The organism is Streptomyces sp. bgisy100 (genome assembly GCF_057709105.1).
Genome location: NZ_JBYITE010000024.1, coordinates 77,793 through 100,030, shown reverse-complemented (window position 1 = coordinate 100,030; position 22,238 = coordinate 77,793). Strand labels below are relative to the sequence as shown.

The window sequence follows — 22,238 nt, the reverse complement described above, 5'->3', positions numbered from 1 at the left end:
CCACCCCTGCGCCCCCACCCCCTGACGTCCACCCAGCCCTGCGGCACCGCGCCCTGCCATCGCCGGCCCTGCGCCCCCACCCCCTTGCGCTCACCCGGCCCTGCGGTCCCTGCTGCCGTCATGTCCGGACCGGGCCGGTGGCACCGCGCCCTTGCGTTCACCCGGCCCTGCGGCACCGCGCCCTGCGATCGCCGCCCTGCGCCCCACCTCCTTGCGCTCACCCGGCCCTGCGGCCCCATTCCCTTGCGTCCAGATCGCTGGGTCGGCGCACCGCGCCTCGGCCGGCGGTGCCGCGCTGAGCTGGTCCTCCCCGGAGAAGCAGCCATGCCCGCCGCGCCGACGGGCCTGGCCGTGCGTCACATCTCCCAGATCAGCAGCTCGGCCGGGGTGGCGGCGGTGAGCTCCGGTGCGTGGGGCCCCGAGATCCGCAGCTCGTCGCCCGGCCCGAGCAGCTCGTCCGGCAGCCGCACCCGGCCGCGCACCACCTGCAGATGCGTCCGCGTCTCCGCCCCGCTGCCGGCGTCGCTCATCGGCAGCGCCCGGCTCTCGCCCTCCGCCAGGCGCACGATGTGCAGCGCGGCCCCGGCGTTCCCCAGGGCGTAGGGCGTGCCGGCGGCGATGCCGCGGACGATCTCGTAGGACGGTTCGCCGCCCGGCCGCAGGGGCTCCAGCCACATCTGGACGAAGCGGAGCGGCTCCTCCCCCTCGTTGCGCTCGGTGTGCCGCACCCCGCTGCCCGCGCTCAGCCGCTGGACGTCCCCGGGGCGCACGACCGAGGCGTGCCCGGCCGAGTCGCGGTGGGTGAGCTCCCCCTCCACGACCCAGGTGACGATCTCCACGTCGCGGTGCGGATGCTCGTCGAAGCCCGCCCCGGGCTTCAGCCGCTCCTCGTTGCAGGCGATCAGCGGGCCGAACCGCAGGTTGTCCGGGTCGTAGTGCGGGCCGAACGAGAACGCGTGCCGGGTCTCGATCCCCGCCTGTGGATCGCCGCCCCGATAACGCTCCACGGCCCGCCTCAGCTGCATCATCGGTCCACCGTACCGAGGCACGAGGGAGGGGGCGGGGCAGGACGGACGCGGTATGAGGCAGTCTTGTCACGTGCCTGAATCCGGATCCGCCGACGCTCACCCACACGCCGCGACCCTGCGACGGCTGGAGAAATCCTCCGGCCACCTCGCCGCGAACGCGATCGCCCGCATGGACGAGACGCTGCCGTGGTACCGCGCCATGCCACCGGAGAACCGCTCCTGGATCGGCCTCGTGGCCCAGGCCGGTATCGCCGCCTTCACCGAGTGGTTCCGGCATCCGGAGACCCCGCAGGCGATCAGCACCGATGTCTTCGGGACCGCGCCCCGCGAGCTGACCCGCGCGATCACGCTGCGGCAGACCGTGGAGATGGTCCGGACGACCATCGAGGTCATGGAGGCCGCCATCGACGAGGTGGCGGCGCCCGGTGACGAGTCGGTGCTGCGCGAAGCGCTGCTGGTCTACGCCCGGGAGATCGCCTTCGCCACCGCCCAGGTGTACGCGCAGGCCGCCGAGGCGCGCGGCGCCTGGGACGCCCGGCTGGAGTCGCTGGTGGTGAACGCCGTGCTCTCCGGCGAGGCCGACGAGGGCGCCCTCTCCCGTGCCGCGGCGCTCGGCTGGAACTCCCCCGAGCACGTGATCGTGGTGCTCGGCACCGCGCCGGACGGCGACAGCGAGCTGACCGTGGAGGCGATCCGGCGCGCCGCCCGGCACGCCAAGCTCCAGGTCCTCACCGGGGTGCTCGGCGACCGGCTGATCGTCGTCGCGGGCGGCAGCAACGATCCGCTGCGCACCGCGAAGGCGCTGATCGGGCCGTTCGCCCCGGGGCCGGTCGTGGCCGGTCCGGTCGTCGGCGACCTGGTGTCCGCCACCCGCTCGGCGCAGGCCGCCAACGCGGGGCTGCGGGCCTGCACCGCCTGGCCGGACGCCCCCCGCCCGGTGCCGGCCGACGACCTGCTGCCGGAGCGCGCGATGGCGGGCGATGTCTCCGCCCGCGAACAGCTGGTGGAGGAGATCTACAGACCGCTGGAGGAGGCGGGCTCGGCCCTGCTGGAAACCCTCAGCGTCTACCTGGAACAGGCGAGCAGCCTCGAAGGGGCCGCCCGGATGCTGTTCGTTCACCCCAACACCGTGCGCTACCGGCTCCGACGTGTGACGGACGTCACCGGATGGTCGCCGTCCGATGTACGATCCGCGTTCACGCTCCGTATCGCACTGATTCTGGGGCGTCTAGCCCAAGGAGATCAGCAACTCTAGACTTTTGTCGGACACCCACAATTACCCTGACGGTTCTTGGTCCCTGTCCCCACCGGTCTTCCGGACCGGCCGCAAGAGAGAGTGTGAGAGTGCTCGTACTCGTCGCTCCCGGCCAAGGCGCTCAGACGCCCGGCTTCCTGGCTCCCTGGCTCGAACTCCCCGGCGTCACCGAACGTCTGCAGTGGTGGTCCGCCGTCTCCGGTCTGGACCTGATCCACTACGGCACCAAGGCCGACGCGGAGGAAATCCGTGACACCGCGGTGGCGCAGCCGCTGCTGGTGGCCGCCGGTCTGGTGTCGGCGCTGTCGGTGTTCCCGGACGCCGCCGAGGCCCGGCGGGTCGCGGGTGCGGTCGCCGGTCACAGCGTCGGTGAGCTCACCGCCGCGGCCGGCGCGGGCGTGATCTCGGCCGAGGCCGCGATGGTGCTGGTCCGGCAGCGGGGCCTGGCGATGGCGCAGGCCGCGGCCGTCACCGAGACCGGCATGTCCGCGGTGCTCGGCGGCGACCAGGAGACCGTCGTGGCCCACCTGGAGGGGCTCGGCCTGACTCCGGCGAACATGAACGGCGCGGGCCAGATCGTGGCCGCGGGCACCTCCGAGCAGCTGGCGGCGCTCGCCGCGGACAGGCCGGAGGGCGCGCGGGTCATGCCGCTGAAGGTCGCCGGCGCGTTCCACACCCACCACATGGCTCCGGCCGTTTCCGCCCTGGAGACCCTGGTCCCGGGTGTGACGGTGCGGGACCCGCAGGTCCGCTACGTCTCCAACAGCGACGGCGCGGTCGTCGGCTCCGGTCAGGAGATCGTGCGGCGGCTGGTCGCCCAGGTGTCCAACCCGGTCCGCTGGGACCTGTGCATGGAGACCTTCAAGGAGCTCGGCGTCACCGCGATGATCGAGGTGTGTCCCGGCGGCACGCTGGCCGGGCTCGCGAAGCGCGCCCTGCCCGGGGTGAAGACCGTCGCGCTGAAGACGCCGGACCAGATCGACGCGGCCCGCGAGCTCATCGCCGAGCACGCCGTTCCCGCCGACCGCCTCGCCGAATAGGAGTCGCGAGAACATGAGCGCGAAGATCAGGCCCGGTAAGGGCGCACCGTACGCGCGGATCCTCGGCGTGGGTGGCTACCGTCCGACGCGGGTGGTGCCGAACGAGGAGATCCTCAAGCACATCGACTCGTCCGACGAGTGGATCCGCTCCCGTTCCGGTATCGCGACCCGGCACTGGGCCGGCCCGGACGAGACCGTGGCCGAGATGTCGCTGGAGGCGTCGGGCAAGGCGATCGCCGCCGCGGGCATCACCGCGGACCGGATCGGCGCCGTGGTCATCTCGACCGTCTCGCACTTCAAGCAGACCCCGTCGATCGCGACCGAGATCGCGCACCGGCTGGGGTCGGGCAAGGCCGCCGCGTTCGACATCTCCGCGGCCTGCGCGGGCTTCGGCTACGGCCTGACGATCGCCAAGGGCCTCATCGTCGAGGGCAGCGCGGAGTACGTGCTGGTCGTCGGCGTCGAGCGGCTGTCGGACCTCACCGACGTGACCGACCGGTCCACCGCCTTCCTGTTCGGCGACGGCGCGGGCGCGGTCGTCGTCGGCCCGTCCGAGGAGCCCGCGATGGGCCCCAGCATCTGGGGCTCGGAGGGCGACAAGGCGGACGTCATCACGCAGACCGTCCCGTGGGACGACTTCCGCGTCGGCGACGTGCGGCGGCTGCCGGTCGGCGAGGACGGCGAACTGAAGTTCCCGGCCATCCGCCAGGAGGGCCAGACGGTCTTCCGCTGGGCGGTGTTCGAGATGGCGAAGGTCGCCCAGCAGGCGCTGGACGCGGCCGGGATCAGCGCGGACGACCTGGACGTCTTCATTCCGCACCAGGCCAACATGCGGATCATCGACTCGATGGTGAAGACCCTCAAACTGCCGGAACACGTCACGGTGGCCCGTGACGTGGAGACGACCGGCAACACCTCGGCCGCCTCGATCCCGCTCGCGATGGAGCGGCTCCTGGCGACGGGGAAGGCGAAGAGCGGCGACACCGCGCTCGTCATCGGCTTCGGGGCGGGTCTGGTCTACGCCGCAACGGTCGTTACCCTCCCATAGGCACGATCCACGCAGTCCGGGCCAACCGGGCAGCCCCGTTCCACCTTGTACGGAAGTACCGAAAACACCGAAGGAGCGCCGCAATGGCCGACCAGAAGGAGATCCTCGAGGGTCTCGCCGAGATCGTCAACGAGATCGCCGGTATCCCCACCGAGGACGTCGAGCTCGACAAGTCCTTCACCGACGACCTGGACGTCGACTCGCTGTCCATGGTCGAGGTCGTCGTCGCCGCCGAGGAGCGCTTCGACGTGAAGATCCCGGACGACGACGTCAAGAACCTCAAGACCGTGGGCGACGCTGTCGACTACATCCTGAAGCACCAGGCCTGATCCAGCCGAGCGTGTGTCGCCACCCCGCGGTGGCGCCGTCGATTCGGACCCCTCGAACGTGGAGAAAGAATTCCTGTGAATGCGACCAACCGCACCGTGGTCGTCACCGGTATCGGCGCAACCACACCGCTGGGTGGCGACACCGCATCGACCTGGGAAGGTCTGATCGCGGGGCGTTCCGGCGTGAGCCCGCTCGAGCAGGAGTGGGCCGAGCAGCTCCCGGTACGCATCGCCGCGCAGATCGCGGTCGAGCCGAGCGAGATCATCCCCCGGCCGCAGGCCCGCAAGCTGGACCGCTCGGCGCAGTTCGCGCTGATCGCGGCCCGCGAGGCGTGGGCCGACGCGGGCTTCACCGCCAAGGCCGGTGAGGACGCGGCGGTCGACCCGGACCGGCTGGGCACGGTCATCGCCTCCGGCATCGGCGGCGTGACGACCCTGCTCGACCAGTACGACGTGCTCCGGGAGAAGGGCGTACGCCGCGTCTCCCCGCACACCGTCCCGATGCTGATGCCGAACGGCCCCTCGGCCAACGTGGGTCTGGAGGTGGGCGCCCGCGCGGGTGTGCACACTCCGGTGAGCGCCTGCGCGTCGGGCGCCGAGGCCATCGGCTACGCCGTCGAGATGATCCGTTCCGGCCGCGCCGACGTCGTGGTCGCGGGCGGCACCGAGGCGGCCATCCACCCGCTGCCCATCGCCGCGTTCGGCAACATGATGGCGATGTCCAAGAACAACGACGACCCGCAGGGGGCGTCCCGGCCGTACGACGCGGCCCGTGACGGCTTCATCCTCGGCGAGGGCGCCGGTGTCATCGTCCTGGAGTCGGCGGAGCACGCCGCCCGGCGCGGCGCCCGTGTCTACGCGGAGGCCCTGGGCCAGGGCATCTCGGCGGACTCGCACCACATCACGCAGCCCGAGCCGTCCGGCAACGGCATCGCGCACGCGCTGCACAACCTGATGGACGGCACCGACCTGAAGCCGGCCGAGATCGTGCACATCAACGCGCACGCCACCTCGACCCCGCAGGGCGACGTGGCCGAGATCAAGGCGCTGCGCAAGGTCTTCGGTGACGACGTGGACCACATGGCGCTGTCCGCCACGAAGTCCATGACCGGTCACCTCCTCGGTGGCGCGGGCGGCGTCGAGACGGTGGCGAGCGTCCTGGCGCTGCACCACCGGGTCGCCCCGCCGACGATCAACATCGAGAACCTCGACCCCGAGGCCGACGCGGACGTCGTGCGCGACACTCCGCGCCCGCTGCCGGAGGGCACCATCGCGGCGCTGAACAACTCGTTCGGCTTCGGCGGGCACAACGTCGTCCTGGCCTTCCGGACGGTCTGACCCGCACCACCTGCCGCCACCCGGCCACCGGCCGCCCCGCACCACCGGGGCGGCGGGCCGGGCGAGGCGGCGCCCTACGCGGCCGACGGCCGGGCAGTCACCGACTGCCCGGCCGTTGCGTTGTCGGGGGTGGGGCGTGCGGGCGGGTGTGTGGGCGGTGCGGCGGGTGTCCGGGGCGGGGCACCCGGGGCCGGGTGTCCGGGGCGGGTTCCCGAGGCGGGGTGTCCGGGGCCGGGCGTCCGGGGCGGGGTTCCCGTGGCGGGTGTCCGGGGCGGGGTTCCCTGGGCCTGGGCGCGGCGCGGGTGGCCGGGCCCGTCAGCGTTCCCCAGCGGCTCCGCCGGGTCGGGCGGCGCTGCTCTTCCCGGCCGGCCCCCTCAGCCCTCCCGGATGAACCCCGCGAAGTAGCTCGCCGCCATGTCCTCGTCGCCGTGGCCCGCCCGTTCGGCCCGGTGCAGCCGCTCGGCGCCGGCCTCCGCCAGGTCCATCCGGACGCCGGCCCGCTTCCCCGCCTCCAGGATCAGCCGGGCGTCCTTCGCGGCCGTGGTCACCGAGAAGTTCGGCGCGTAGTCGTCGTTCATGATGGCGCCCGCCTTGAGGCGGAGATAGCCGCAGTCCAGCAGTCCGCCGGCGACGGCGTCGAGGAACGCCTGCGGTTCGACGCCAGCCCGTCGGCGAGGGCGAGCCCTTCCCCGACGGCGTTGTTGAGGGCCAGCACCCAGCTGTTGCACACCATCTTCAGCCGGGACGCCGCGCCGCTCGCGCCGTCCTCGGCGATCCAGACGGTGCGGCTGCCGATCGCGTCGAAGACGGGCGTCAGGGCAGTGCGGGCCTCGGCGGGCCCCGCGGCGAGCACGGTCAGCTTCCCGTCCTCGGCGGGCTGCCGGGTGCCCAGGACGGGTGCGTCGACGAAGAGCAGATCGTGTTCGGCCGCGAAGGCGGCCAGCGGTTCGAGAGCGTCGATGCCGGCGGTGGTCGACTGCGACCACACCGTTCCGGGGGCGAAGGAGGCGGCGGCCTCGCGCATCGTGTCCAGCACGGTCCGCCCGTCGTACAGCATCGTCAGGACGACATCGGCGCCCTCGACGGCCGCCGCCGGATCGTCCGCGATGCGGGCGCCGTCCGCGGCGAGCGGCTCGGCCTTGTCGCGGGTGCGGTTCCAGACCCGGACGTCCAGACCGGCGCCGCACAGGTTGCGGGCCATCGCGGCCCCCATGATGCCGGTGCCCAGCACCGCCACTGAAGTGTTGTCAGCCATGACGGCACGCTACGGCGTGGGTCCGCCCGGGGCGGCGAACCGGGCGGCGGCACCCGGACGACGGCGCTCCGGGGTCGTTGCACGATGAGCACGCGACCCGGGCGGGCATTGCGCAAGAGCCCCTCAGACCACCTGGTGCAGCCAGCGGACCGGCGCGCCCTCCCCGGCGTACCGGAAGGGTTCCAACTCGTCGTCCCAGGGCTTGCCGAGGAGCTTGGCGATCTCGGCTTCGAGGTCGGTCTCCCCCTGGCCTGCCCGGGTCATCGCGGCGCGCAGCCGGTCCTCGGGGATCAGGATGTCCCCGTGCATGCCGGTGACCGCGTGGAAGATGCCCAGCTCGGGGGTGGAGCTGTAGCGCTCGCCCTCGGCGGTGGGGCAGGGCTCGGCCGTCACCTCGAAGCGGAGCAGGTGCCAGCCGCGGAGTGCGGACGCCAGCTTGGACGCGGTGCCCGGCTCGCCCTGCCAGGAGAACTCGGCCCGCCACGTCCCGGGCGAGGCCGGCTGTCTGATCCAGTCGAGGTTGACACGCACGCCGAGCACGCCCGCGACAGCCCATTCGACGTGCGGGCACAGCGCGCGGGGTGCGGAGTGCACGTACAGAACTCCACGTGTCGTCACCGGGACCTCCAGTGTGGGACGAGGTTCGCCTTCCCCAGCGGCCTCGTGCTCCGTACCGGTCGTGTCCTGGACAGCACCTGACATTCTGCCCGAAAAGTCACTTCCGTACCAACTCCCGAGGTTACGTGCAGTAAACACCATGGGGAGCAAAAGTCCGCAAAAGGGGCAGTATGTGACGTGATGTAAGTCAACGATTTCCGGGGTGCACGCGCGCCACAGCTGAGGCGACCGGCCGTCAGGTCACTGCGCACGAGGCGCAGCAGACCGACTGCCACGGGGAAAAGCTACCGTGCACCACCGGCCCGGGGGTGACGTACCGTCGGTCCCGGACGGATATCGGCAAAGCTTTCACTCGCGGGGACGGCGGGAAACCTCCGATCGGGGAACGCCCGAGCGGCCCAATCCGTCATCCGTGGAAGAAAGCGGGAGGAAAGCCACCGACCGCGCGAGGGGAGCCGGCAATGCGGGACACATTCGGGCGCGGGCGCGGACACCGGCACGAGCGCGGGCGCCGTGCGAGCCGGGGCCTGGGGGCGTGGGGCCTGGGAGCGTGGGGCCTGCGGGCGGGCGTCCTGCGGGCGTGGGGGCAGCGGGACGCGTCCCGGCCGGACGGCGGAACGGAATCCCGGGCGGGCGCAGGGGTGGTCCGAGCGAGCGCAGGGGCGGTCCGGCCGAGCGGCGGGGCGGGGTTCCGGCGGAGCGGCAGCGCGGTCCGGGTCGCGGTGGCCGCGGTCGTCGCGGCCACGCTGCTCGGTGGCGTCACCGGCTGCGGCATCGGCGACGAACCGTCCGAACGGGCCTCCCACAGCCCGCGCCCCCGGCCCACCCCGGTGTGGGACACCAGCCCGGAGTCGATCGCCGCGCTCGGCGACTCGGTCACCCGCGGCTTCGACGCCTGCCTGGTCCTCTCCGACTGCCCCGAGGTGTCCTGGTCGACAGGGACGGACCCGAAGGTGGGCAGCCTGGCGGGCCGGCTGCTGAAGGACCCGGCCGGTGACAGCTGGAACTACGCGCGGACCGGAGCGCGGATGGCGGATCTGCCCGGACAGGTCCGCCGGGCCGTGAGCCACCGGCCGGAGCTGGTGACCGTGATGCTGGGCTCGAACGACGCCTGCCGGGACAGCACCGATCTGATGACCCCGGTGTCGGCCTTCCGCTCCGACTTCAAGCGGTCGCTGCGGTCGCTGCGGCGCGCCCTGCCCAAGACCCAGGTGTTCGTGACCAGCGTCCCGGACCTCAAGCGCGTGTGGTCCGAGGGCCGTCGGAACCCGTTCGGCAAGCAGGTCTGGCAGCTGGGCATCTGCGCGTCGATGCTCGGTCAGCCGGACGCGATGGACCGGGCGGCGACCCAGCGGCGGGGCTACGTCCAGCAGCGGGTGCTGGCGTACAACGCGGTGCTGAAGGAGGAGTGCGGCAAGGACCCACTGTGCCGGTACGACGGCGGGGCGGTCTTCGACTACCTCTTCAGCGGGCGGCAGCTGAGCAAGTGGGACTGGTTCCATCCGAGCAGGAACGGCCAGCGGGTGCTGGCAGAGATGGCGTACCGGGCGGTCACCGCGAAGAAGCCGGTGGGGTGAGCGGGGCGGTGGGCCGTGAGGGTGCTCCCGGTACCGCCGCGGGCTCCGGCCCGGGGTGAGTCCCGGGGGCCCGGGGTGAGTCCGGGGGCCCGCGGTGAGTCCGGGGGCCGCAGTGGCCCTGGGAGCGTGTGATGACCCTGGGGAGCGTGTGGTGGATCCGGAGCCGCGGCGGGGGCCGGCCCCCCCGACGCGGCGACGCCCGGCGAGCCCGCGGCGCGGGCGGCCGGGGGCGCCGCCGGTCCGGGAGTGCGTTCCCGGGCCCGGTGACAGGGGTTCCCGGGCCCGGTGACAGGGGTTCCCGGGTCCGGCAGGGGTTCCCGGGTCCGGTGGCAGGGGGCGTCCCCGGACCTGTACCGCCGGGGTCAGTCCGTGGCGTCCAGGGTCCCGGTGAGCCGGGGGTCAGTGGCTGACCGGCCCGCTTCGATCCGGTACCGGCCGGGGACGAACCGCCAGCGGTCCGTCGCCTCGTCCCAGGTCTCGAAGGCGCGGCGCGGGAGGACGACCTCCGCCGCGACGCTCTCGCCCGTGGCCGCCGCGACGGTGGCGAATCCGGCCAGCCGACGGGGCTCGGGGTGGGCTTCCGAGGCGCCCGTCTCCACAGGGTCCGGGGCCGGCGGGGTGAGGTAGATCTGGACGACCTCGCGGCCCGGGCGGGTGCCGGTGTTGCGGAGCCGGACGGTCACCGTGGTCCCGGCCGTCTCGACCGCCTCGTACTCCCAGGTGGTGTACCCGAGGCCGTGGCCGAAGGGGTACGCGGGCGTGGCGCCGGCCTTCTCCCAGGCCCGGTAGCCGATGAACACGCCCTCCTCGTAGACGAGTTCGCCGTCGGTGGGGACGACCCGGGACACCGGGGCGTCCGCCAGCCGGGCGGGCCAGGTGGTGGGGAGCCGGCCGCCGGGCTCCTCGCGGCCGAGCAGGACGTCCGCGAGGGCGGCGCCGGCCTCCTGGCCGGGGAACCAGCCGAGCAGCACTGCCGCCACGTCCTCGCGCCAGGGAAGTTCCACCGGGGAGCCGGAGTTGACGACGACCACGGTGCGCGGGTTGACGGCCGCCACGCGGCGGACGAGTTCGTCCTGCCGGCCGGGCAGCAGCAGATGGGTGCGGTCGAAGCCCTCGCTCTCCACCCGTTCGGTGGTGGCGACGATGACGATCGCGGTGTCGGCGTCCGCCGCCGCGGTGGCAGCTTCGTCCAGCATCTCGTCGGGGTCGCGCACCGGCTCGCCGTGCAGCAGGGCGCAGCTGACCGCGGCGACCGGGGTGTCCGTGGGCTTCACCACCGTGCAGACCAGCTCGACCTCGACGGGCTGTCCGGCCTTCAGATAGAGCTCGCCGCGCGGCATCGGGGAGCCGAAGAAGGCTTCGAAGGGGTCGTCGTGGCCGGGGGCCTGCGCACCGTCGAAGAGGACCTGTCCGTTGACGGTGAGCTGGAAGCCGCCGATCCCCTGGGTGCCGAAGAGGTGCTCGCCGTTGACCCGCGGGGTGAACGTCCCGCTCAGCTCGACGGTGTGCAGGGCCTGGCAGTCGACGCCGTCCGGAAGGTCACCCATCCAGCTGACCTGGCCGCCCGGCAGGGGCTCGCCGCCGAGCTCGCGGCCCTGGCCGTCCCGGCACACCGCGTGCAGCCGGAATCCCTTTTCGGCGACGGCGAGTTCGTCGCTCGGGTCCGCGCCGACGGCGTGGACGACCTCCACCTCCCGGGGGAGCGCGTCCCGCAGGCCGTCGAGCGGGGAGACGACATGGGCGGGGAAGACCTGGGCGGAGCCGCCGCCGAGAATGCGGGCGTCGCGGGCGGCGGCGCCGATGACGGCGACGCTGCGGAGCCGGGAGAGATCGAGCGGGAGGACGGGCTCGGCCGGCCGCTCCCCCGGGGCCTCGGCCGCGGGGGACGCTGCGCCGTTCCCCGGGGCGTCGGAGGCCGGGCTGTCGGAGCCGGTGCTGTCGGAGGCCGCGCCGTCGGAGGACGGGCTGTCAGGGCCCGGGCTGACGGAGGCCGCGCCGTCGGAGGACGGGCTGTCAGGGCCCGGGCTGACGGAGGCCGCGCCGTCGGAGGACGGGCTGTCAGGGCCCGGGCTGACGGAGGCCGCGCCGTCGGCTGGGCCGTCCCCCGGAATTCCGGACCCGCCGTCAACAGGGACGCCGGGGCGGGCCACGCCGGTGGTGTGCGCGGGCCGCTGCCCGGCGGTGTCCGCCGGTCCGTCCGCGGCCGGGTCCGTCGAGTGCGGTCCGGTGGCGCGGGCCCGCTTCTCGCCGTCGGCGACGTCCGCGGGCCTTCCCCCGGTGGCGTCGGCCGGCTCCTGGCCGGGCACCTCCAGGGAGTGGGGGCCGGAGCGGGCCTCCTCGGCGAGTCCGGCGGGTTCCCGGACGGGCGCCGGTTCGTTGCGGAGCAGGACGAAGGAGCGGCGGGCGATCTCCCGGGCGACGTCCTCTCCGGAGAGCCGCTCCGGGAGGTCCTGGGGAGCGACGGCGGCGGGTACGCCGTCGAGGACGCCGACGCGGGCGGCCAGCCGCAGGACCTGTCGGACGGCCCGGTCGACCTCCGCCTCCTCCACCTCGCCCGCCCGGACGGCGTCGGCCAGGGCCGCGCCGTAGACGGTCCTCGGTCCGGGCATGGCGATGTCCAGGCCGCCGCGGATGTTGTCCACGGTGGACCGGGCGGCCAGCCAGTCCGAGACGACCGCGCCGTCGAAGCCCCACTCCTCCCGCAGCACCTCGCGGAGGAGGGTGCGGTGGGAGGTCATGGCGGTGCCGTTGACCGCGTTGTAGGCGGCCATGACGCCCCACGGGCGGGCGTTTCTGACGATGACCTCGAAGGGGGCGAGGTAGAGCTCGCGCAGCGGGCGCGGGGCCACCGTGTTGGTCACGGTGAACCGTTCGGTCTCGGCGTCGTTGGCGACGAAGTGCTTGACGGCGGTGCCGACTCCGCCCTCCTGGACACCGCGGACGTACCCGGTGCCGATCTCTCCCGTGAGGTGCGGGTCCTCCGAGTAGCACTCGAAGTGGCGTCCGCCGAGCGGTGAGCGGTGGAGGTTGACGGTCGGGGCGAGCAGGACGTGGACGCCCTTGCGGCGGGCCTCCTGGGCGAGGAGGTGCCCGGCCCGGCGGGCGAGTTCGGGGTCCCAGGTGGCGGCGAGGGCGGTGGGGCTCGGCAGGGCGACCGAGGGGTCGGCGGCGGTCCAGCGGACGCCGCGCACCCCGACCGGTCCGTCGGACATGACCAGGGACCGCAGGCCGATCGCGGGGAGCGCGGGCAGGGACCAGGTGTCCTGACCGGCCAGCAGCCGGGTCCTGTCGTCCAGGTCGAGCTTGCCGAGCGCGTCCTCCACCGCTGCTTCGCGTGCCGCGTCCTGCGGAGTCATACGGGCCTCCCCTTGTCCGGCGTGCGGCTCATCCTGCCGTGGAGCGCCGGGCGGCGGGAAGGGAGCGCGGGGCGCGCGGGACGGCTCGGCCCGCGCGGTCCGGGGGCTCCCCGTTCCGGGGGCGCTGCTGCGGGGGCGGAGTTCCGGTGAAGGGCGGAGAGTTTGGGGCGACGGACCGGGGCAGCTACCGTCCGCGGTGCCGACCGCTCCCGGGAGTTCGCACGACGGGGCCGGGAGTTCCGGCGACGGGCTCTGGTCACCGCGGCGATCGTCTGCTGGGATCACTCCCGACTCGACGAAGGGATTCCCATGCGACGCACTCGCATCCGGCTGGGCCTGCTCGGTGTCGTTCTGGCGGTCTGCGCTCCGCCGGCTCTCGCCGGGGCGCCGACGGCCGGTGCCGCGGTCCGTTCCGCCGAGGGCACGGTCCGTTCCACCGGGGCCGCGCCCACCGTCGAGGAACAGCGGCTGGACGGCGCCGTGCCGCGGGAGATCCTCCGGAGGAGCGGATTCGACACGGTGGCACCGGAGTTCGCCCGGGAGCTGGCGGCCGTGGAGTCCGTGGACGGGGCCGAGCGCCTGGTGACGCGTTCGGCTCAGCGGCTGTGGCAGCGGGCCGTCGACCGCGTGCAGGGGCGGGGCCCGGCGGGCGGCGATCTGAGCCGGGACGACGACCGGCCGCTGTACTGGGCCCGGCTCGGCATGACGAAGGCGCTCCGGGCGTGGCGGCCGCCGTTCGCCCTGCCGGAGTCCCGGCGGCAGGAGCTGATCACCCGTCTGGAGCGCGGATCCCGGGGGCAGGACAGCATCGATCTGCCGGCGGGCCGGGCGGTGAAGCGGGTCCTGGTCACCGGCTTCGACCCGTTCCAGCTGGATGCGGACATGCGCCGCAGCAATCCGTCGGGGGCGGCGGCGCTGGCCCTGGACGGGACCACGATCCGTACGCCGTCCGGCCCGGCCCGGGTGGAGACCGCGGTCTTCCCGGTGCGCTGGACGGACTTCGCCGAGGGGACGGTGGAGCGGACCCTGGCCCCGTACTTCCGGAGCGGTCCGCACCGGGTCGACATGTTCACCACGATCAGCCAGGGCCGGCCGGGGCGGTTCGACGTCGAGCGCACCAACGGCGCCTGGCGCGGTGGCTACCCGGACAACGACCGGATCTCACGCACCGGGACCGTCCCGATCCCGGCCGGGGTGCCGACCGTCCGTCCGCAGCCGCAGTGGACGGTGACCACGCTGCCGTACGAGCGGATCGTGGCGGCCGGGACCGGTGGGTTCCCGGTGCACGACAACACGGCGGTGACGGAGATCCCGGCGGGCGGGACCCAGCCGGTGGACCGGCCCGACGGCCCGACCCCCGGTTCGACGGCCCGCGCGGGCGGCGGGGGCGACTACCTGTCGAACGAGATCGCCTACCGGGCGACGCTGCTGCGGGACGCGCTGCGCCTCCGGGTGCCGGGCGGCCATCTGCACACCCCGGTACTGCAGTTCGGGGCGGGGAACTCCGACCCGTCCACGGGCACGGTCACGGACCCGGACTTCGTCCGCAACCGGCAGGCCATCACCGATCAGATCCGCGCGATCCTCACGGTGACGGCGGGCACGCTGCCGCGCTGAGGTTCGTTGCCCGGGGGCCGGGCGGGTGCGGGGAGGTTGCGCCAACGGGCCGGAGGGGAGCGGGGGACGGTCCGGAAGCCCGGTGACGGTCGGCGGACGGTCCGGAAGCCGGGTGACGGTCGGCGGACGGTCCGGAAGCCCGGTCGGCGGACCTGGGCGGATGACCGGGGAAACGAGCGGGAGAATGCGTCCTGTTGTTCGACAGCACGCACCGGAGGACCTCGCCGTGACCCTGGACATCAGCGCCTTCACCGACCCGGACCCCGAGCGTCCGCCCGCGCCCGTCGCGGTCGACTGGGCGGCGGTGGAGCAGTGGCTGGGGCTGCGGCTGCCGGACGACTACAAGCGCTTGGCCGACGTCCACGGCCCCCTGGACTTCGGGGAGTTCATCTGGATCCACGTCCCGTGCGTCGAAGAGGGCCGGTTCTCCTACGGGGAGTGGCTCCGGGACACCCACCGCGAGGCCCGGATCGACGCCCGCGACCTGCCGGAGGACGGGCGGCCGCTGCTGCACCCGGCACCGGGCGGGCTGCTGGCCTGGGGGTGCACCCGGGGCAGCGACGTGCTGTTCTGGGACACCTCGGTCTCCGACGACCCGAACCGGTGGACCGTGGTCGTCAGCCATTGCGGCGCCGTCCCGGGCAGTGGCCTGCAGCCGTGGCACCGGTACGACCTCACCCTCACCGAGTATCTGCGGCACACCGTCCGCGAGGGCTGGGAGCTGCCGTCGCCGCCCGGTCCCCTGATCGGCCCGCTGCCGGGCACCGTCGCGCGTACCGCGTTCCTGCCGGACGCCGGGCCCTGGACACCGCCCGAGCCCGTGCCGCCCCGGCTGACCGCGGCGGAGCGGCGCATCGCGCTGGAGACCGGCACCGGGCCGGCCGCTCTGCGGCTGCTGTGCCCGCCTCCGGAGCACCCCTACCTCGGCGGCGGCACCTGGGACGGGCTCTTCGCGGAGCTGGGCACCCGCCTGCCGCGGGAGTACGTGACGCTCATGGACCGGTACGGCGCGGGCTGCTGGACCGAGTGGCTGCGCTTCTTCACCCCGCTGCGGACCGGCGAGCGGCGGTTCGTCCACCACGTCGAGGAGACCACGGACGCCTATCGGCAGCTCAAGGACGGCTCCGAGGACTGGTACCCGCTGACGGCATGGCCCGCCGCCGGGGGCTTCCTGCCGTTCGCCGTCTCCATCGACGGTGACTACCTCGGCTGGCTGACCGAGGGGGACGACCCCGACGCCTGGCCGCTGATCGTCTGGCCCCGCCACGCCCGGCAGGGCCCGCCCCTCGACGGCGGGCTGGTCGACACGCTGCTCGCCTGGCAGCGCGGCACGTTCTCCACGGCGGGGCTGGCCGGGCTGGACGAGGAGGACGACCCGGTCGAGTTCGCCGTCTTCCGGGCCTGGGACGATCGCGCTTACTGGTGACGGCCGCGCGGACTGGTGAGGGCGGACTGGTGAGGGGCGACGCAACGTCCTGGTGACGGGCAGCGCACCGGTGAAAGGGCAACGCAAGAGCCCCCGTCCGGGCAAGGCCCGGACGGGGGCTCTGTGGCTGCGTTGCAGGTCAAGCGGCGTTGCAGGTCGCAGCTCGATGGGGCCAGGTGTACTGCCCCAGGTGTACTGGCTTCTAGGTGTACTGGCTTCTAGGCCCCGGGGTCAGGGTCTTCTGCCCGGCGGGGCCGGGGTGCCCGGTGGCGGCGTTTCCGTGCCCGGCGCCCCCGGTGGTGGGGTCCGGCTCCTCCGGGCCGACCAGGTCCCGGGTCAGCAGCGTCGCCCCGGCCACCGCGCCCGGCATCAGGAAGACCGCCACGAGCGGGATCAGGAAGAGCAGCGCGAGCGGCACCCCGAAGCCGAGAGTCAGCATGCGCCGGCCACGGAGCAGAGCGAGGCGCTGCGGCAGCCGCACGCCGCGGCGCTGGAGGGCGACGGCGGTGAGTTCCTCGGTGAGGAAGAAGCCGGTGACGCAGAAGCCGAGGGCGGGCACCACCGTCTGGCCGATGAGCGGGACGAAGCCGAGCGCGAAGAACAGCAGCGAGTACAGGCCCACCCGCAGGAGGATCGCCAGGCTCTCCCGTGCGGAGATGAACAGTTCACGCCAGAACGGGAGTCCGGACTCGGGGGCGGTGCCGTCCTCCGAGAGGTCGACCTGCTCGGAGAGCGACTCGTAGAAGGGCTGCCCGATGAGCAGGGTGACGGCTGTGAAGGACACCACGGCGAACAGCAGGACGACCGCGAACAGCAGCGCGACGAGGAAGCCGCGGAAGAGGTCCTGCCAGGGCGAGCCCCAGTCGTCGGCGAAGGGCGTGGCCCAGGCCGTCAGATCGGCGCCCCAGAAGCCGAGGCCGGCCAGCGCGGCGCCGTACAGCACCACGGTGGCGAGCGCGGGCAGCAGGCCGAAGCCCCACCACCGGCCGTGTGCGGCCACCCAACGCTGGCCCTTCCAGAAATAGCCGAAACCCGCCCCGAGATCATGCATGGGGAGAGCATAGTGCGGCGTCGTCCGGGGCCCGCCGGGGCCTGCCCCTGGGCGGACGCGGAGGTTCCGGAACGGGGGCGGTCATCTCCGGAACCGGGGCGGTCGTCCGGCGGCGTCCCGGGCGGGCGGCGCGCCGCGGTGGACTCGGCGCGGCGAGCCGGGCGCGGTGGGTTGGGCGTGGCGGGCCGGGCGCGGTGGGTTGGGCGTGGCGGGCCGGGCGCTGTCAGCCGGGGGGGTCGAAGTCGGCGGTGGCGAGAACCATGCCGTCGGCGCCGACCAGGCGTGCCCCGGAGAGGGTGTCCGGATCCACCGGGGCCGGGGCGGCCCAGTGGCCGTAGTCGCCCTTGAGCGTGAACGAACCGACGGTGACGGTGCTGCCGTCGTCCCGCACGAACTGGCAGGAGACCTTGCCGTACGCGTGCGGGAAGTCGAGGTCGTCGATCGACATGTAGACCCAGCTCTCCGGGCCCGGATGGGCGAAGACCTTCCCCACGTGCCGGTTCCCGGCGGTGAAGTCGGCCGTGAGCAGCTGTCCGGCGGCGCCGGCCGTCGTTGCGGCAGGAGCTCCTTCGAGGGCCTGGCCCACCGCCCAGCCGCCGAATCCGAAGCTGATCGCGAGGATGGCGGCGACGACGGTGGCCCGCAGCTTGCGCCGGGTCCGGCGATGCCGGTGGCCGGACGCCGGCCCCTGCCGGGCGTGCTCCCGGCTGCCGGCGGGCCCCGGGCGGGCGTGGCCCGGACGGGTGTGACCTGGGCGGGTGTGACCTGGGCGGGCGTGCTCCGGGCCGGTCCCCCGGCCGCCGCTCCCCCGGCTGCCGGGCTCGGATCCGCCGGACTCAGGTTCGGCGGGACCGAGGCCGACGGGACCGAGCCCGGCGGGATCGGTGGTGCCCGTCTCCCGGCTTCCGGATTCCTGGCCCGCGGGGCGGCGTCCGGCCGGCCGCACGTAGGAGAAGCGCCGTCCGGCGGGTTCCGGGCGCGAGGTCCGCCGTCCGGCGGGGCGGGCTCCGGCCATGCCCAGGCGGCGCATGACCCGCTTCTCGAAGCCGACCGGCGGTTCGCTGCCCGGCAGCAGGCCCAGCAGCCCGTCCTCGGCGAGGGTCAGATGCCCGACGTACTCCCGGCAGCTCGGGCAGCGGTCCAGGTGGGTGATGGCGGCGGCACGCTCCTGGCCCGGGAGGATCCCCAGTGCCAGCTCGGCACCGAGCTCCCTCAGCTCAGCGCAGGTCAGGTCAGTCATGGCCGTCTCGCTCGGGTCGTCCCGGGGCTCGCTCAGGTGGTCCCGGGGTGGTTCGTGAGTCCGCACGGTGCGCCGCCGCGTCACCCTTCCCCGCCGCGTCCGCCCCGGCGGGGCCCAGGGCGAGGCGCAGCTTTCCCAACGCCGCCCGGATGCGGGTCTTGGCGGTGCCGACGGGGATGTCCTCGAACTCGGCGACCTGCCGGGCGGTCATGCCGTAGATCCCGGCCATCACCAGGGCCCGCCCCTGTGCCCCGGGCAGCGCGGCGACCGCCGCCCGGATCCGGGCCGCCGTGTCGTCGGCGACCGCCCGCTGCTCGGGGGTCTCGGTGACGAGTTCGAGCAGGGAGTCCAGGTCCTCGGGGGCCACGGGGGTGGGCCTGCGGGCCCGTACCGCGTCGATGGCCAGGTTGTGGGCGATCGCCGTGAGCCAGGTCTTGACCGAGCCGCGCCGGGAGTCGTACATCTGCGCGTGCCGCCAGGCGCGTTCGAAGGTCTGCTGGGCGATGTCCTCGGCCAGCTGGGGGTCGCTGACGACCGCGATCGCGACACCGTAGACCGTCCGCTGGAAGCGGCGCACGAAGGCGACGGCGATTTCGGGATCGCCGGTGCTGAGCCCCGCCAGAAGCGTCTCGTCCGCGGCGCGCCCGAGGGGGAGGCCCGTCCTCATACCTCTGGATACGGCTCTGCCTTCCCGGTGGATTGCCGGGCGGCCGTGGCGAGGAACGCGGGCGGACATGAAGGGCACCTCACCGCCATTCTCCGCCCGCGCGGCAATCCCGTCACGCGGCTGCCGCCGTATGCAGAGCAGGACTGGGTTCAGGGCAGGACCGGGTTCGGAGCAGGACCGGGTTCGGCAGCGGGACCCGGATCCGAGCAGGTCCCGCTCCGGAGCGGGACCGGACATGACGCCGAAGGGCCGGAGGGCCGAGCCATGACACGCATCGTGACCGTGCGCAGGAGCGTTGGAGCGGGGATCGGCGCCGGAGTCCTGGCCGGAGTGCTCGCGGCCTGCGGAGGCGGCGGGTACGGGGGCGGGTCGGGCGGTGACGGGAACGGATCGACGTCCCCGCCGCCCAAGAACAGCGGGACGACCCGGGTCGCGGTGACGATGACGGACTACCACTTCCGGCTGAACCCCGACACCTTCCACGCCGGTGCCTACACCTTCGTGGCCACCAACGACGGCCACCACCCGCACGCCATGGAACTCGAGGGGCCGGGCGGGGAGCAGCGCAGCGCCACGGTCGGGCCGGGACAGTCCACCACGCTCAAGGTGACGCTGAAGGACGGTAAGTACCAGGTCTTCTGCCCCGTCGACAACCACACGGACCTGGGCATGAAGACCACGATCACGGTCAGCGGGACCGGCACCTCGGACGGGAACACCACCGGCGGCAACGGCTACTGACGCCTGGGACGCACGGGAACACTGTGGCACCTGTGGCGCAGGGCCCGTGGTGGCACCTGCGGCGCGGGCGCGCTGTGGCACCGGAGCGCCGTGAGCGCCGCGGCACGGAGAAGGTGCGGCGCGGGAAAGGTCGGCACGGAGCCGGCGCGGCGCGGCCAGTACCGCGAGCCGGGCACCATGCGCGGAGGGCCGCGCCCCGCTGCTGCGGGTGCGGCCCTCCGAACGGCTCAGTGCCTCAGCGCTCAGCGCCTCAACGCCTCAACGCCTCAGACCACGCTGAGCTCCACGGCGATGTTGCCGCGCGTGGCGTTGGAGTACGGGCACACCTGGTGGGCGGCCTCGACGAGCTGCTCGGCCGTGGCCCGGTCCACGTTCGGGATGGAGACCTCGAGGGCGACCTCGATGCCGAAGCCGCCGTTGCCGTTCTTGCCGAGGCCGACCCGGGCGGTCACGCGCGACCCGGAGATGTCGGCCTTCTGCTGCCGCGCCACGACGCCGAGCGCACCCTGGAAGCAGGCGCCGTAGCCGGCGGCGAACAGCTGCTCCGGGTTGGTGCCCGCACCGCTTCCGCCCAGCTCCTTGGGCGGGTTGACGACCACGTCGAGCTTGCCGTCGTCCGAGGCGACCCGGCCGTCGCGGCCGTTCTCGGCGGTGGCGACCGCGGTGTACAGGACCTCTATGGACTCGATGGACATGCGCAATTCCTCCTGTTGTCGCGCACGGGTGTGCGCGTCCCGACTGGGGTACGCGTCGGCTCACCCTCACATGACCGGAACGTTCCGCACCAGATGTCCGGAACGGCGGGAGTGAGCCCGGCGGTTGAGCTGTGCGAGGTCAGTCGCCGAGGGCGACGACCATCTTCCCGGTGTTGTCGCCGCGGAGCATGCCGAGGAACGCGTCGAAGGCGTTGTCGATCCCCTCGACGACGGTCTCGCGGTACTTGAGCTCACCGGAGCGGATCCAGGCGGACACCTCCTGGACGAACTGCGGCTGGAGCGCCTGGTGGTCGCTCACGAGCATGCCCTGCAGCCGCAGCCGCTTGCCGATGACCATGGCGAGGTTGCGCGGCGCGGGGGTCGGCTCGGTCGCGTTGTACTGCGCGATCATGCCGCAGATGGTGGCGCGGCCGTGCAGCTTGAGGGAGCCGATCGCCGCTTCCAGGTGCTCGCCGCCGACGTTGTCGAAGTAGACGTCGATGCCGTCGGGGGCGGCCTTCGCCAGCTGCTCGGCGACCGGCCCGTCCTTGTAGTTGAAGGCGGCGTCGAAACCGTACTCCTCGGTGAGGAGCCGGACCTTCTCGTCCGAGCCCGCGCTGCCGATGACCCGGGAGGCGCCCTTGAGCCGGGCGATCTGCCCGACCTGGCTGCCGACCGCGCCGGCCGCGCCGGAGACGAACACCGCGTCGCCCTCCTGGAAGGAGGCGACCTCCAGCAGCCCGGCGTAGGCGGTGAGGCCGGTCATCCCGAGCACTCCCAGGTACGCGCCGAGCGGGGCCAGCTCCGGGTCGACCTTGACGGCGCGCTTGCCGTCGACGACGGCGTACTCGCGCCAGCCGAGGCCGTGCAGGACGTGGTCGCCGGGCGCGAAGCCCTCGGCGTTCGACGCCAGCACCGTGCCGACCGCGCCGCCGTCCATCGGGCCGTCGAGCGGGTAGGGCGGCAGGTACGACTTCACGTCGTTCATCCGTCCGCGCATGTACGGGTCGACGGACAGCAGGGTGTTGCGGACCAGGATCTGTCCGGGGCCGGGCTCGGTGACCGCCGTCTCACGGAGAGCGAAGTCCTCGGGCTTCGGCCAGCCGTGCGGGCGGGCGACCAGGTGCCATTCGCGGCCGGTGCTCGGCAGTGCGGTCATGGTGGGCGCGCCTCCTTCTGCCCCAGATGTACTGGGCTCCTGATGTGCTGGGCTCCTGCCACAGGTTTACTGGGCAATGTTTCATGTACTGAAACAACCATGCTCCTGGATGTTTCATGTTGTCAAGTAAATGGGTACCCTGGGGCCATGGCCACTCGCACTGATCCCCTGACCTTCGAGGTCGTCGAGCTCATCGGCACCGTCGTGGCCCGCTACTACGACGAGTACGAGGACGCGGCGGCCGAGCACGCCCTCACCGGCGCCCAGGCGCGCGTACTGAGCCTCCTCTCCCACGAGCCGATGCCCATGCGCCGCATCGCCCAGAAGCTCAAGTGCGAGCCGTCGAACATCACCGGCATCGTCGACCGGCTGGAGAGCCGCGGCCTCGTCGAGCGGCGCCCCGACCCGGCCGACCGCAGGGTGAAACTGGCCGCCCCGACGGAGGAGGGCCGGGCGACGGCGACCCGGCTGCGGGACGCGCTGGGCTTCGCCCGGGAGCCCCTCGCCGGCCTGTCGACCGAGGAGCGCACCACCCTGCGCGACCTGCTGCGGCGGATGCTCGGGGAGGACGGGGCGGGGAGCTGAGGGCGCCGGAGCCGAGCGGCGCCGGAGCCGAGCGGCGTGAGGAGCTGAGCGGCGTGAGGAGCCCCTTCCGCCACGGCCGGACGCACGCCCACGGCGGGCGGCGAGCTTCGCGCCACGGCCGGCAGGGCGCTACAGCGGGCGGCACGGCCGGTCGCGCGCCACGACCGGCGGGGCGGGCGGTCGGCAGGGCGCTACGGCCGACGGGGCACGGGG

At 73.6% G+C, this 22,238-nt stretch carries 18 protein-coding genes and 1 pseudogene; 10 read left to right on the top strand and 9 right to left on the bottom strand.

Going from position 1 to position 22,238, the window contains the following annotated elements; translation table 11 throughout:
- Window positions 1-356: 356 nt before the first annotated feature.
- Window positions 357-1,028 (bottom strand): pirin family protein, encoded by a 672-nt coding sequence (locus AC3EQ1_RS17965; RefSeq protein ID WP_432095316.1) that lies wholly within the window; start codon window positions 1,026-1,028, stop codon window positions 357-359.
- A gap of 70 nt (window positions 1,029-1,098) precedes the next feature.
- On the opposite strand from AC3EQ1_RS17965, the gene AC3EQ1_RS17960 reads away from it, so the two are divergent.
- The 5 genes from AC3EQ1_RS17960 (at window position 1,099) to fabF (ending at window position 6,038) form a co-directional block, all read left to right on the top strand.
- A complete protein-coding gene (locus tag AC3EQ1_RS17960; protein WP_432095315.1) occupies window positions 1,099-2,283 on the top strand; it encodes a PucR family transcriptional regulator in 1,185 nt (394 codons plus the stop codon).
- Between the two features lie 89 nt (window positions 2,284-2,372).
- Window positions 2,373-3,323 carry an ACP S-malonyltransferase gene (locus tag AC3EQ1_RS17955; protein WP_432095322.1) on the top strand — a complete coding sequence of 317 codons (951 nt, stop codon included), beginning with the start codon at window positions 2,373-2,375 and terminating at the stop codon, window positions 3,321-3,323.
- A gap of 13 nt (window positions 3,324-3,336) precedes the next feature.
- A complete protein-coding gene (locus tag AC3EQ1_RS17950; protein ID WP_432095314.1) occupies window positions 3,337-4,371 on the top strand; it encodes a ketoacyl-ACP synthase III in 1,035 nt (344 codons plus the stop codon).
- An 83-nt stretch (window positions 4,372-4,454) separates the two neighbouring features.
- A complete protein-coding gene (locus AC3EQ1_RS17945) occupies window positions 4,455-4,700 on the top strand; it encodes an acyl carrier protein (RefSeq protein WP_388845544.1) in 246 nt (81 codons plus the stop codon).
- 75 nt (window positions 4,701-4,775) lie between these two features.
- On the top strand, window positions 4,776-6,038 hold the full coding sequence (gene fabF / locus AC3EQ1_RS17940) for a beta-ketoacyl-ACP synthase II (protein ID WP_432095313.1): 1,263 nt from the start codon (window positions 4,776-4,778) through the stop codon (window positions 6,036-6,038).
- Between the two features lie 374 nt (window positions 6,039-6,412).
- Here the strand turns inward: fabF and AC3EQ1_RS17935 are convergent.
- Window positions 6,413-7,293: pseudogene (locus AC3EQ1_RS17935) on the bottom strand (NAD(P)-dependent oxidoreductase).
- Between the two features lie 123 nt (window positions 7,294-7,416).
- Window positions 7,417-7,911, bottom strand: a complete 495-nt coding sequence (locus tag AC3EQ1_RS17930; protein WP_351506504.1) for a DUF3145 domain-containing protein — start codon at window positions 7,909-7,911, stop codon at window positions 7,417-7,419.
- A gap of 461 nt (window positions 7,912-8,372) precedes the next feature.
- Here AC3EQ1_RS17930 and AC3EQ1_RS17925 point away from each other — a divergent pair, with 461 nt between their 5' ends.
- The gene (locus AC3EQ1_RS17925) at window positions 8,373-9,488 is read left to right on the top strand and encodes an SGNH/GDSL hydrolase family protein (protein ID WP_432095312.1); all 1,116 of its coding nucleotides are present in this window, start codon (window positions 8,373-8,375) and stop codon (window positions 9,486-9,488) included.
- A gap of 362 nt (window positions 9,489-9,850) precedes the next feature.
- Here AC3EQ1_RS17925 and AC3EQ1_RS17920 read toward each other — a convergent pair whose 3' ends face one another.
- Window positions 9,851-12,844 (bottom strand): beta-glucosidase, encoded by a 2,994-nt coding sequence (locus tag AC3EQ1_RS17920; protein ID WP_432095311.1) that lies wholly within the window; start codon window positions 12,842-12,844, stop codon window positions 9,851-9,853.
- Window positions 12,845-13,153: 309 nt separating this feature from the next.
- Between AC3EQ1_RS17920 and AC3EQ1_RS17915 the strand changes: the two genes are divergently transcribed.
- Together AC3EQ1_RS17915 and AC3EQ1_RS17910 are read left to right on the top strand one after the other, a co-directional pair.
- The gene (locus AC3EQ1_RS17915; protein WP_432095310.1) at window positions 13,154-14,461 is read left to right on the top strand and encodes a pyroglutamyl-peptidase I; all 1,308 of its coding nucleotides are present in this window, start codon (window positions 13,154-13,156) and stop codon (window positions 14,459-14,461) included.
- A 184-nt stretch (window positions 14,462-14,645) separates the two neighbouring features.
- Window positions 14,646-15,887 carry an SMI1/KNR4 family protein gene (locus tag AC3EQ1_RS17910; protein ID WP_432095309.1) on the top strand — a complete coding sequence of 414 codons (1,242 nt, stop codon included), beginning with the start codon at window positions 14,646-14,648 and terminating at the stop codon, window positions 15,885-15,887.
- Between the two features lie 202 nt (window positions 15,888-16,089).
- Here AC3EQ1_RS17910 and AC3EQ1_RS17905 read toward each other — a convergent pair whose 3' ends face one another.
- The 3 genes from AC3EQ1_RS17905 to AC3EQ1_RS17895 all read right to left on the bottom strand — a co-directional run bounded on the left by AC3EQ1_RS17905 (window position 16,090) and on the right by AC3EQ1_RS17895 (window position 18,845).
- Window positions 16,090-16,938 carry an EI24 domain-containing protein gene (locus tag AC3EQ1_RS17905; RefSeq protein ID WP_432095308.1) on the bottom strand — a complete coding sequence of 283 codons (849 nt, stop codon included), beginning with the start codon at window positions 16,936-16,938 and terminating at the stop codon, window positions 16,090-16,092.
- 223 nt (window positions 16,939-17,161) lie between these two features.
- Entirely contained in the window at window positions 17,162-18,178 is a 1,017-nt protein-coding gene (locus AC3EQ1_RS17900; protein WP_432095307.1) for a hypothetical protein, read from the bottom strand.
- On the bottom strand, window positions 18,171-18,845 hold the full coding sequence (locus AC3EQ1_RS17895; protein ID WP_432095306.1) for an RNA polymerase sigma factor: 675 nt from the start codon (window positions 18,843-18,845) through the stop codon (window positions 18,171-18,173). Before AC3EQ1_RS17895 ends, AC3EQ1_RS17900 begins: the two co-directional genes overlap by 8 nt.
- A gap of 264 nt (window positions 18,846-19,109) precedes the next feature.
- Here AC3EQ1_RS17895 and AC3EQ1_RS17890 point away from each other — a divergent pair, with 264 nt between their 5' ends.
- The gene (locus tag AC3EQ1_RS17890) at window positions 19,110-19,586 is read left to right on the top strand and encodes a cupredoxin domain-containing protein (protein WP_432095305.1); all 477 of its coding nucleotides are present in this window, start codon (window positions 19,110-19,112) and stop codon (window positions 19,584-19,586) included.
- A gap of 266 nt (window positions 19,587-19,852) precedes the next feature.
- Here AC3EQ1_RS17890 and AC3EQ1_RS17885 read toward each other — a convergent pair whose 3' ends face one another.
- Together AC3EQ1_RS17885 and AC3EQ1_RS17880 are read right to left on the bottom strand one after the other, a co-directional pair.
- Entirely contained in the window at window positions 19,853-20,281 is a 429-nt protein-coding gene (locus AC3EQ1_RS17885) for an organic hydroperoxide resistance protein (protein WP_432095304.1), read from the bottom strand.
- A 139-nt stretch (window positions 20,282-20,420) separates the two neighbouring features.
- Complete coding sequence (locus AC3EQ1_RS17880; RefSeq protein WP_432095303.1) at window positions 20,421-21,440, bottom strand: NADP-dependent oxidoreductase; 1,020 nt, start codon at window positions 21,438-21,440, stop codon at window positions 20,421-20,423.
- Window positions 21,441-21,587: 147 nt separating this feature from the next.
- Between AC3EQ1_RS17880 and AC3EQ1_RS17875 the strand changes: the two genes are divergently transcribed.
- Complete coding sequence (locus tag AC3EQ1_RS17875) at window positions 21,588-22,025, top strand: MarR family winged helix-turn-helix transcriptional regulator (protein ID WP_432095302.1); 438 nt, start codon at window positions 21,588-21,590, stop codon at window positions 22,023-22,025.
- The last annotated feature ends 213 nt before the right edge of the window (window positions 22,026-22,238 follow it).